Origin of the sequence: Phenylobacterium sp., assembly GCF_036821595.1 — a bacterium.
Taxonomy (GTDB): domain Bacteria; phylum Pseudomonadota; class Alphaproteobacteria; order Caulobacterales; family Caulobacteraceae; genus Phenylobacterium.
On the sequence record NZ_DAISJG010000064.1, the window covers coordinates 1 to 10,893 of the forward strand.

Annotated in this window: 7 protein-coding genes; 3 read left to right on the forward strand and 4 right to left on the reverse strand. The window is 70.4% G+C overall.

Features of this window, described 5'->3' with window-relative positions; all coding sequences use genetic code 11:
- The coding region (gene manD, locus V7Z97_RS17125) for a D-mannonate dehydratase ManD (RefSeq protein WP_334164651.1) at window positions 1–899 on the reverse strand (899 nt) is incomplete at its 3' end.
- A 138-nt stretch (window positions 900–1,037) separates the two neighbouring features.
- On the opposite strand from manD, the gene V7Z97_RS17130 reads away from it, so the two are divergent.
- On the forward strand, window positions 1,038–3,164 hold the full coding sequence (locus V7Z97_RS17130; protein ID WP_334164652.1) for an alpha-glucuronidase family glycosyl hydrolase: 2,127 nt from the start codon (window positions 1,038–1,040) through the stop codon (window positions 3,162–3,164).
- 85 nt (window positions 3,165–3,249) lie between these two features.
- Here V7Z97_RS17130 and V7Z97_RS17135 read toward each other — a convergent pair whose 3' ends face one another.
- Window positions 3,250–6,144, reverse strand: a complete 2,895-nt coding sequence (locus V7Z97_RS17135) for a TonB-dependent receptor (RefSeq protein ID WP_334164653.1) — start codon at window positions 6,142–6,144, stop codon at window positions 3,250–3,252.
- A gap of 333 nt (window positions 6,145–6,477) precedes the next feature.
- Between V7Z97_RS17135 and V7Z97_RS17140 the strand changes: the two genes are divergently transcribed.
- A complete protein-coding gene (locus V7Z97_RS17140; protein ID WP_334164654.1) occupies window positions 6,478–7,527 on the forward strand; it encodes a LacI family DNA-binding transcriptional regulator in 1,050 nt (349 codons plus the stop codon).
- Here V7Z97_RS17140 and V7Z97_RS17145 read toward each other — a convergent pair.
- Together V7Z97_RS17145 and V7Z97_RS17150 are read right to left on the reverse strand one after the other, a co-directional pair.
- A complete protein-coding gene (locus V7Z97_RS17145; protein ID WP_334164655.1) occupies window positions 7,524–8,405 on the reverse strand; it encodes a polysaccharide deacetylase family protein in 882 nt (293 codons plus the stop codon). The two genes, V7Z97_RS17140 and V7Z97_RS17145, sit on opposite strands and share 4 nt — an antisense overlap.
- Window positions 8,402–9,658 carry an SGNH/GDSL hydrolase family protein gene (locus V7Z97_RS17150; RefSeq protein ID WP_334164656.1) on the reverse strand — a complete coding sequence of 419 codons (1,257 nt, stop codon included), beginning with the start codon at window positions 9,656–9,658 and terminating at the stop codon, window positions 8,402–8,404. The genes V7Z97_RS17145 and V7Z97_RS17150 overlap by 4 nt, the downstream gene beginning before the upstream one ends.
- Before the next feature lie 79 nt (window positions 9,659–9,737).
- Between V7Z97_RS17150 and V7Z97_RS17155 the strand changes: the two genes are divergently transcribed.
- Window positions 9,738–10,892 (forward strand): fumarylacetoacetate hydrolase family protein, encoded by a 1,155-nt coding sequence (locus V7Z97_RS17155; RefSeq protein ID WP_334164657.1) that lies wholly within the window; start codon window positions 9,738–9,740, stop codon window positions 10,890–10,892.
- Window position 10,893 lies beyond the last annotated feature (1 nt).

The window sequence follows — 10,893 nt, forward strand, 5'->3', positions numbered from 1 at the left end:
GCGATCCGGCGCAGGTGGGTGATGCCGCCGGCGTGCACCACGGTGGCGCGGATGTAGTCGATCAGCTGCTCCTCGATGAGCTGCTTGCAGTCCCAGACCGAGTTGAACACCTCGCCCACGGCCAGCGGCGTGGTGGTGTGCTGGCGGATCAGGCGGAAGCGCGCCTGGTTCTCGGCGGGCGTGGCGTCCTCCAGCCAGAAGGGACGCCAGGGCTCCAGGTCGCGGCCCAGCCGGCCGGCCTCGATAGGGGTCAGGCGATGGTGGGCGTCGTGCAGCAGGTGGACGTCCCAGCCCAGGGCCTCGCGCGCGGCGGCGAACAGCTCGGGGACCACCCGCATGTACTTCTCGGTGGACCAGACGGTCTCCTTGGGCAGGTCGGAGTCGGCCGGCTCGTAGAACAGCTTGTCCTTGGAGACGCCGTAGGCGCCGGCCATGCCGGGTACGCCGGCCTGCAGGCGGATCGCCTTGTAGCCCTGGGCCTTGTAGTCGCGGGCCGCGGCGACGGTGTCCTCGATGGTCTCGCCGTTGGCGTGGCCGTAGACCATGACGCCGGTCCGGCAGGCGCCGCCCAGCAGCTGGTAGACCGGCAGGCCGGCGACCTTTCCCTTGATGTCCCAGAGCGCCATGTCGACGGCGGCGATGGCCGACATGGTCACCGGGCCCCGCCGCCAATAGGCGCCGCGGTAGAGGTACTGCCAGATGTCCTCGATCCGGTGGGCGTCGCGGCCAATAAGGCAGGGGATGACATGGTCGGACAGGTAGCTGGCGACGGCCAGCTCGCGGCCGTTCAGGGTGGCGTCCCCGACGCCGGTGACGCCGTCGGCGGTCTCGATCTTCAGGGTGACGAAGTTCCGCCCGGGACAGGTGACGATGACTTTGGCGGCGGTGATCTTCGGCATCGGACGCTTTCGTGAGGGCATGGGATCGCGCGCGCCCGGCCGGCAGCGGCAGCCGGTCCAACTTAGCCGGGGCGGGGAGGTTGTCAATCAGGTGGTCAGACCAATACAACTGTCGTGTCTCGACCAGATGGAGCGGTCATGAAGCGGCCCGGCCTGATGCGCGCGCTCGTCGCGCTGTTCGCCCTGATCACGGCCACGGCCGCGCATGCGGAGGACGGCTACGATCTGTGGCTGCGCTACCGGCCTGCGCCCGCAGCGGAGGCGGCGCCCTACCGCGCCGCCCTGGGTGAGGTAGTGGTGGAGGGCCGCTCGCCCACCCTGGCCATCGCCGGCGACGAGCTGCGGCGGGGGCTCGGCGGAACGCTGGGCGCGCCGGCCGCGGACGCCCCGCCGGTGATCCTGGGCACGCCGGGCTCCTCGCCCCGGATCGCCGCCCTGCGCCTGCCGCTGCAGGCCGCGGGCGCCGAGGGCTACCTGATCCGCAGCGTCACCGTGGACGGGCGGCCCGCCACCGTCGTGGCGGCCAACAGCGAAGCCGGCGTGCTCTACGGCGCCTTTCACCTGTTGCGCCTGGTGCAGACGCGGCGGCCGATCGCACGGCTCGACGTCGCCGAGGCACCGAAGGTCAAGGTCCGCGTCCTCAACCACTGGGACAACCTCGACCGCACGGTGGAGCGCGGCTACGCCGGCTTCTCGCTGTGGGACTGGCACAAGCTGCCGGACTGGAAGGACAGCCGCTACGTCGACTACGCCCGGGCCAATGCGTCGCTGGGGATCAACGGCACGGTCCTGAACAACGTCAACGCCAAGGCCGACAGCCTGACCGCGCCCTATATCGAGAAGGCCGCCGCGCTGGCCGACACCTTCCGGCCCTATGGCATCAAGGTCTACCTCTCGGCCCGCTTCTCGTCCCCGATCGAGATCGGCGGGCTGAAGACCGCCGACCCGCTGGATCCGACCGTGCGCGCCTTCTGGAAGGCCAAGGCCGACGAGATCTACAGGGCCATCCCGGACTTCGGCGGCTTCCTGGTGAAGGCCAATTCCGAGGGCCAGCCCGGGCCGCAGGACTATGGCCGCAGCCACGCCGACGGCGCCAACATGCTGGCCGAGGCCGTCGGGCCGCACGGCGGCATCGTCATGTGGCGGGCCTTCGTCTACTCCAACGAGCAGCCGGAGGACCGGGCCAAGCAGGCCTACAACGAGTTCGTGCCGCTGGACGGCCGGTTCGCGCCCAACGTCATTGTGCAGGTGAAGAACGGGGCCATAGACTTCCAGCCGCGTGAGCCCTTCCACCCGCTGTTCGGCGCCACGCCGAAGACGCCGCTGATGCTCGAGGTGCAGATCACCAAGGAGTACCTCGGCTTCGCCACCCACCTGGCCTACTTGGGGCCGATGTACGAGGAGACTCTGGACGCCGACACCTGGCGCCGCGGCAAGGGCTCCACGGTCGCCAGGGTGGTGGACGGCTCCCTGTTCGGCCACCGGCTCACCGGCATGGCGGGGGTCGCCAACATCGGGACGGACCGCAACTGGTCGGGATCCCAGTTCGACCAGGCCAACTGGTACGTCTTCGGCCGCATGGCCTGGGACCCCTACTTGTCCTCGCGCGACATCGCCGGGGAGTGGGCGCGGATGACCTTCTCCAACGACCCGCGGTTCCTCGGGCCGGTGGTGGACATGATGATGGGCAGCCGCGAGGCGGTGGTGGACTACATGACCCCGCTCGGGCTCCACCACCTGATGGGCACCAGCCACCACTACGGCCCCGCCCCCTGGGTGGACGACCTGGGCCGCGCCGACTGGACCCCGGTCTACTACCATCGCGCGGACGCCGCCGGCATCGGCTTCGACCGGACGAAGACCGGCAGCGACGCCATCTCCCAGTACGCGCCCCGCGCCGCGGCCGAGCTGCTGGCGGACGAGAAGAACCTGCTGTGGTTCCGGCATGTGGCCTGGGACCGGAAGGTCAGCTCCGGCCGCACCCTGTGGGACGAACTGGTGGTGCGCTACACCGACGGGGTCCGGCAGGTCTCGCAGATGCGCCGCACCTGGGCGGCCATGGCGCCCCACGTCGACGCCGAGCGCCACGCGGAAGTCGCCGCCTTCCTGGCCATCCAGGAGCAGGAGGCCCAGTGGTGGCGGGACGCCTGCCTCGCCTACTTCCAGACCTTCTCGAAGCGTCCCCTGCCGGCCGGCTACGCCCCGCCGGCCCATCCGCTGGCCCACTACAAGGCCCTGAGGTTCCCCTACGCGCCGGGGATCTGAGGCGCGTTCCGCCCAAGAAAAAGGGCGGCGCCGAAGCGCCGCCCAGTCGACCTTTTCTCGGGGGGAGTGGAGAAAAGAACCGTTGTCAGAACCGGCCGCGGATCCCCACGAGGATGGTGCGGCTGCCCTCGTAGTAGGACTGGGTCGCGTTGGGCCAGGCGAAGTAGGTCCGCTGGTCCTCCTTGGTCAGATTGATCACGTCGAGGGTGAGCCTGGGCGACGTCGGCAGGTTCTCGAACTCGTAGCTGGCCGACAGGTCCCACTGGCCGCGGGCGTCGTTGTAGAACCGGGCGGGGATCGGCGCGCCGCCGGCGACCGGAATCTGCACCCCGTTCTCCGGCCCGGCCGAGCCGATCTGCCTGGCGTTGTAGACATAGGACACCCGCAGGGAGGCCGGGCCCCGGTCGTAGTAGCCGGTGACGTTGTAGGTGTAGGGCGAGACCCCCACCGCCACGGCCGGCGCGCCCGGGCCGGACGCGCTCTGGTAGATGCGTGTGTAGTTGGCCTGGAACCCGATCCCCTCGAACACGAATGTGAGCGGCTGCACCCAGTTCAGCTCGTAGCCGCGGATGGTGAGCACGCCGCCGACGTTGATCTGCTGGCGGACGTTGACCGTGGCGGCGCTGGGCCCGCCGCGGTTGTTGATGGCGGTCTGCTGGGTGGCGTTCAGCGCCTCGAACGGGATGCCCAGCTGGGCGAAGGGGATGGTGGTGATCCCCGTCTGGGTCCAGCCGGTGATCTGCTTGTTGAAGCCGACCACGCCGACGTAGCCCTCGGCGCCGGTGTACCATTCGCCGCCGAGGTCGAAGTTGTTGGAGAAGAACGGCGTCAGGTTCGGATTGCCCTGGCTGGCCTCCTGCGCCGAGGGGTCGGAGAAGGTGGTGCCGGGCAGCATGTCGGCCGGGTTCGGCCGGGTGAGGGTGCGCGACGCCGACAGGCGCAGGTTCACGTCGTCGCGCACCTGCAGCACCGCGTTGAACGAGGGCAGGTAGGCGTCGTAGCGGGAGTCCCGCGTCTGGAACTCGGTGGTCTGGACGCCGCCGACCGTGAAGGTCACCGGGCCGGTGATCTCCTGGTCGGTGGAGACGTAACGGACGCCGCCGTTGAACCGCAGCTCCCAGGGGCCGACGTCGGTCCGGCCGTTCAGCTCCACATAGGCGCCGCGGGTCCGTTCGTCGATGACGCCCGAGCGGGCGCCGGTGTTGGAGGAGGCGGAGAACGGCGCGGTGGACGAGAACTCCGAGTAGTTGGTGTCGCCGAAGAAGCGGTCGTAGTCGACGGCGATGAAGCCGGCGGGACCCGGCCGCAGATAGCCGCCGAGCTGGGCGTTGGTGACCGCCGAGCCGGCCTGCCCGTTGCACGGCGGCTGCGGGGCAGGGGCGGGCTGGAAGGTGCCGCCGCCACCGCAGACGGCCTGCTGCCAGCGGGCGCTGTTGTCGAGGGCCATGATGCTGCGGCTGGCCTGGTCCCAGGCGACGCCGGCGCGGACGTTGACGCCGTCCTCCTGGCCGAACAGGGCGTCCAGGTGGGCCGCCTTGGTCTTGGTGACCCGCCGCTCGTTCTGGATGTTCACCCGCCCGCCGCCGAGCCAGGTCCAGCCCAGGTTCGGGTCGTTCAGGTCGGCGTTGGTGTTCATGTTCGGGAACGGCTTCCCGGGGTTGTCGTACTCAACGTTGATGCCCACCCCCAGCGGGGTGTTGATCAGGATCGTCGGGGCCTCCCGCAGGAACTGGCTCTTCGACATGTTGAACTGGCCGTCGAGCCGGATGAAGTCGCTGAACTGGTAGGAGAACCCGGGGTTCAGGTTAAAGAAGTTGACCTTCTCGTGGTACGGCCGGGCCTCCAGGAAGAACTGCGAATTCAGGAAGGTCCCCTCGGTGACGACGAAGTTCTCGTCCACCTGCAGGCCGGTCGGGACCATGAAGTTCGAGTTCCGGCCCACCCAGTTCATGTCCACCCGGTCGAACTTGCGGATGCCGCGGCCGAGCAGGGTGTCGACGTAGAGGTTGAGGTTCTCCATCGGCTTGAACTCGAAGGAGACCAGGGCCGAATAGCGGTCGCGTGTGCCTTCGGCGTAGTGCGGGCGGCCCAGCCGCGGGATCATGGCGTCGGAGAGCTGCTGGAGGGTCAGCCCCGGGTTCAGCGCCAGCAGGGTGTCGTTGGTGATCGGTGCGCCGACGGTCAGGCCAGGGCGGCTTACGCCGGCCGGCACGGCGCCGGCCCAGTTGAAGTTGTTGCTGCCGTAGAGGTTGCAGCCGGCGCAGCTCATGTTGGCGTTCGACCAGCCGATCGACTCGAAGCCGCGGGTCTGCATGTGCGTCCGCGCGGCCGAGAGGCCGATGAGGACGCCGAACTCCCCCATGCCGGTCTCGAAGGTGTCGCTGGCCAGCAGCGATCCGCGCGGGCCCCATTCCTCGGAGAGCGTGTTGGTGCTGCCCTGCAGGGAGTAGGTCAGCTGGCGGCCGTTGAAGTCGAACGGCCGGGCGCTTCGCATGTTGACGGTGCCCGAGACGCCGCCTTCGAGCATGCTGGCGGTGGGCGTCTTGTTGACGTCGAGCCGGCTGAACAGCTCGGTCGGGAACATGTCGAGATCGACCTCCCGGTTCTGGCTCTGGGAGTCCAGCCGTCCGGTGGAGGCTACGGCGATCTGGTTTCCGTTCAGCAGTATCTTGGTGAAGTTGGTGCCCAGCCCGCGGATGGCGATCTGCAGGCCCTCGCCGGTCACCTCCCGGGAGAGCTGGACGCCCGGCACGCGGTTCAGCGACTCGGCCAGGTTGGTGTCCGGGAACTTGCCGATGTCCTCGGCGAAGATCGAATCCTGGATGATGGTGGCTTCGCGCTTGGCCTCGGTGGACTGCTGCAGGCTGCGGCGGTAGCCGGTGACGACGACCTCTTCCACATCCGCCGACTGAGCGTAGGCCTCAGTCGCGACCATCCCCGAGAGGAAGGTTGCGCCGAGCAGTAGCGCTCGGAGATGCACGGACGTCTTCTGGCTCGAAGATTTCATGGTTCCTTCCCCTTGTGTATGCTCGCGCACACTTTTTGATTATTTGCGCAGAGGAGCGGCCGACGGGCGGTTTCGCCATGTCGTCCTGATCAATCCGGTTGGGCCCGCTCAAAATACTCTGCAATGATAGCGGTCACATTGACATTGGTAGTAGGTCAGTTCTTTGCTGTCAATACGGTCTGACCCATTCCCTCGATTGAGGTCAGACCAATGTGGGTGGGACTGTTCCGCAGCGGCAAGCGGGCTTGAGATGGCGGCCGGGGCGGGTAAAGACGTAGGCGGGCCCTGGGGCCCTGGAGGTCGTGCTTGGAGACGAAACCCGCTCGGCGCCAGCGGAGCGCGCTGACGATCCACGACGTCGCCCGCTATGCGGGGGTGTCGCCGATGACCGTCTCACGGGTGATCAATGGCGAGAAGAACGTCCGCGACTCGACGCGCGAGGCGGTGCTGTCGGCCATCCGCGACCTGAACTACCAGCCCAATCCCGCGGCGCGCAGCCTGGCGGGCGCCGATCTGATCCGCATCGGCCTGCTCTACTCCAACCCGAGCGCCGCCTACCTCAGCGAGTTTCTGGTCGGCAGCCTCGACCAGTCGAGCCGCAGCAACATCCAGCTGATCGTCGAAAAGTGCGACGTGGAGGGCGGCGAGAAGGCGGCCGCCGAGAAGCTCGTCGCCTCGGGGATCGACGGGCTGATCCTCCCGCCGCCGCTGTGCGATTCCGAGGTGATCGTGCGGGTCGTGGCAGCCAGCAAGATCCCCGCCGTCGCCGTGGCCACCGGCCGCCCGCCGCCGGACGCCTCGGCGGTCCGCATCGACGACTTCGAGGCCGCCCGGGCCATGACCCGGCACATCCTGGAGCTCGGCCATCGCCGGATCGGCTTCGTCAAGGGCCACCCGAACCAGACGGCGAGCGGCCAGCGCCTCGAGGGCTATCTCGCCGCGCTGAAGGAGGCCGGCGTGTCGCCGGACGCCGCGCTCATCGTCCAGGGCTACTTCACCTACCGCTCGGGTCTCGACGCCGCCGACCGGCTGCTGTCGCTCGCCGAACCGCCCACCGCCATCTTCGCCAGCAACGACGACATGGCGGCCGCCACGGTGGCCGTCGCCCACCGCCGCCACCTGGACGTGCCCGGCGACCTCACCGTCTGCGGCTATGACGACACCGCGCTCGCCACCACCATCTGGCCGGAGCTCACCACCATCCGCCAGCCGGTGGCGGAAATGTCCCGCGAGGCGGTGAACCTGCTGGTGGACGAGATTCGCAGCCGGCGGGCGGGCGAGACGGCCAAGCACCCGCACGCGGTCCTCGACTTCGCCCTGATCCGCCGGGAGTCCGACGGGCCGCCGAAGCGCTAGCGGCAGACCTTGTCCAGCTCCGGGCCCAGGTAGGGATCGGGCGGCGCCGTGAGGCCCTTCGCTTCGGCGGCGTCCTCCAGGGTGGCCGGCCGGGCCGAGGCCTTCGCCTGCAGGTCCTCCCAGTAGAAGGGGTCGGCCATGGCCGCCTCCAGCGTCACGAAGCGCACGCCGCGCTCGCGGTAGAGGGCGAGCAGCCGGGGCAGCATGCGCGCGTCGAAGGCTCCCACGTGCATCAGCAGCACCAGCGGGATCTCCCGGCCGGCGACCTGCCGCGAGAGCGCCTTCGCCCGGGCGAGGCTCTGGTCGGCGGCGGCGAGGAAGCTCGCCTCCAGCCCGGCGATCGCCGCCTGGTCGCCCTGCGCCGCGCAGCGGGCGTAGGGGCCGTTCCAGGCGTAGTCGTGGAAGCTGAGGGTGACGCTGGCGACCCTGTAGCCGCGCTTCGCCAGGATGCGCCGCCCGGCGGCGCGCATCTCCGGCGTCGCGCCCTCGTCGAGGAACGGATAGCGGAACCAGCGCCAGTCGCCGCCCAGGCCCTGCAGCGCGGGCTCGTTGCGGACCACCTCGGCCTCGAAGGCGGCGGGGTCCTCCAGCCGCCGATGCGACCAGGTGTGGTTGCCCACCGGATGGCCCGCCGCGCGCCAGACCCGCAGCGCCTCCGCGCCGCCGGCCTCGGCCTCGCCGGCCGCGTTGACGAAGCCATAGCTGGGCGGCGCGCCGGCGTCGGCGAGGCCGCCCACCAGGCGCGCGATGACGCCGAGCCGCGTCTCCCCCGGCGGCAGGTCGCTGTGGACCGGCAGGTCGTCGAAGGTCAGCGCCATGTCCTGGGCGGCGGCGGGGCCGGCGAGCAGCGCCGCGGCCAGCGCGATCCAGGCCCTCATCGGATGAACAGGGACAGCGGCACGGCCGCGGCCATGGCCCGGTAGCCGGCGATGGAGGGGTGCAGGCCGTCGCCCACGTCGTACTCGGCGCGCAGCCGGTCCGGCCGGGCGGGATCGCGCATCACCGCGTCGAAGTCGATCACCGCGTCGAAGTTCCCGGGCGCGCGGATCCAGGCGTTGACCGCCTGGCGCGAGGACTCCGTCGCCGGCGGCGGGTGGTAATAGCCGGAGCCGGCGAAGGGCATGATGGTGGCCCCGATCACCTTGATGCCGCGGACCCGGGCCCGCGCGATCATCTGCCGGTAGGCGCCGGTCAGGTCCTGGACCATGGCGGCCTGCGCGTCTGCCGAAGCCGGCCCGTCGCGGGTGAGCACGCCCAGGTCGTTGACGCCCTCGAGGATGACGAGGTGGGTGACGCCGGTCTGGGCAAGCACGTCGCGGTCGAAACGGGCCAGCGCATTGGGCCCGGTCCCGTCGCGCAGCAGGCGGTTGCCGCCGATGCCGTGGTTCAGGACGCTGAGGTGGCGGGTGCGGGGATCGGCCTGCAGCCGCTCGGCGAGGAAGTCAGGCCAGCGCTCGTCACGGTCGGGCCCGACCCCGTAGCCGTCGGTGATCGAGTCGCCGAAGGTGACGATGGCCCCGCTGCGCCGGGCCGCGGGCACGTCGACGCCGGAGAGCTGGTACCAGTGGGCGACGCCCTTCGCGCCCGGCAGGTCCGCGGCGGCCGCGTGCCGCCCGCGCAGGGTCCAGGAGGTGGTCCGAGAGCCCGGGTGGCTGGTCTGGCGGGCCGGCGCCTCCGGCAACTCGACGCTGACGGCGATCCGCTCCAGCGGCCGCACGGCGAAGGTCACGGGGTCGGAAAGGTAGTCGGCGCCGGCCGGCACGGTCACGTCCCGGCGACCGCCGAAGGTCACGGCCCGGTCGGTGGCCGGGTCGATGCGCGGAGAGCCCACGGCCACCGGGCGCGCCACGTGCACGGCGCGGAACCTGAGCGGCTCGGTCCCGAAGGCGTTGGACAGCCGCACCCGGATCTGCGGACCCCCGGCGGTCACCCGCACCACCTGGCGCAGGGTCGCCTCGGTGAGTTCCGCCGGATCCAGCGCATTGTGCGGCTCGGGGATCTGTTGCGAGGCGGCCCAGGCGCCGACCCAGCGCCCGGGCGCCGGGCCCGCGCCGCCCAGCGAAACGGCGAGGGCCAGGGCCGCGCCGACGCGCAGCATGCCGGACATCGCCGTGCGGCGTGTGGGGTGCATTGGTTTCCTCCGGTCGGCGTCTTCGCCTTGACAGGTCGGCACTCTGATTGATAGCGCTACCAAAAATCAAGGGGAGGCGATGCTCATGGGAGGCGAGACCGCAGGCGCGGCGGCGTTTCTGCCTGTCGACTGGAACACGGCCCTCCTTGTGGGGCGCATCCAGACGGCGGCTGGCCCGACCCCTGTGATCGTGCGCGACGGCCGTCTCACCGATGTCTCCCGCGCCTTTCCGACCGTCTCGCAGCTGCTCAACGCCTGGACCGGCGACGTCCCGGCGGGCGTCGACCTTGGGCCCGTTGAGGAGTTCGACTTCGCCGCCTCGCCGCTGCTCGCGCCGGTGGACCTGCAGTGCCTGAAGGCGGCCGGGGTCACCTTCGCGGTCTCGGCGGTGGAGCGGGTCATCGAGGAGCGCGCGCGCGGCGACGCCGCCAGGGCCGAGGAGATCCGCGGCGACCTGCGCGACAAGGTGGGCGCCGACATCCGCGCGGTTCGGCCGGGCTCCGAGGAGGCCGCCCGGCTGAAGGCGGCGCTGATCGCCGACGGCCTCTGGTCGCAGTACCTCGAGGTCGCCATCGGGCCCGACGCCGAGATCTTCACCAAGGGGCCGGTGCTGTCGGCCATGGGACATGGCGCCCAGATCGGGGTGCGCTCCGACTCGGCCTGGAACAATCCCGAGCCCGAGGTGGTGCTGGTCTGCGACGCACAGGGGCGGGCGCTGGGCGCCACCCTCGGCAACGACGTGAACCTGCGCGACTTCGAGGGCCGCTCGGCGCTTCTGCTCGGCAAGGCCAAGGACAACAACGCCTCCTGCGCGCTGGGTCCCTTCATCCGGCTGTTCGATGGCGGGTTCACCGTCGATGACGTGCGCCGCGCCGAGGTGGAGCTCACCATCGAGGGGCGCGACAACTACCGGCTCGAGGGCCGCAGCTTCATGAGCGAGATCAGCCGCGATCCGCTCGAACTCGTCCGCCAGGCGATGAGCGAGCACCAGTACCCGGACGGCTTCGTGCTGTTCTGCGGCACCCTGTTCGCGCCGACCCAGGACCGGGACGCCCCGGGCCTCGGCTTCACCCACAAGGTCGGCGACGTGGTCCGCGTCGCGAGCCCCCGCCTGGGCGTTCTTCAGAACGAGGTGACGACCTCGAAGGCGGCCCCGCCCTGGGCCTTCGGCATCGCCGGGCTGATGCGTAACCTGGCCGGACGCGGCCTGCTTTCGGCGGAGGCCGCACGATGAC

Coding starts and splice junctions, on each gene's coding strand:
- V7Z97_RS17155 (WP_334164657.1), top strand. CDS start 9,738: ATGCTCATGGGAGGCGAGACCGCAGGCGCGGCGGCGTTTCTGCCTGTC.
- V7Z97_RS17150 (WP_334164656.1), bottom strand. CDS start 9,658: ATGCACCCCACACGCCGCACGGCGATGTCCGGCATGCTGCGCGTCGGC.
- V7Z97_RS17145 (WP_334164655.1), bottom strand. CDS start 8,405: ATGAGGGCCTGGATCGCGCTGGCCGCGGCGCTGCTCGCCGGCCCCGCC.
- V7Z97_RS17130 (WP_334164652.1), top strand. CDS start 1,038: ATGAAGCGGCCCGGCCTGATGCGCGCGCTCGTCGCGCTGTTCGCCCTG.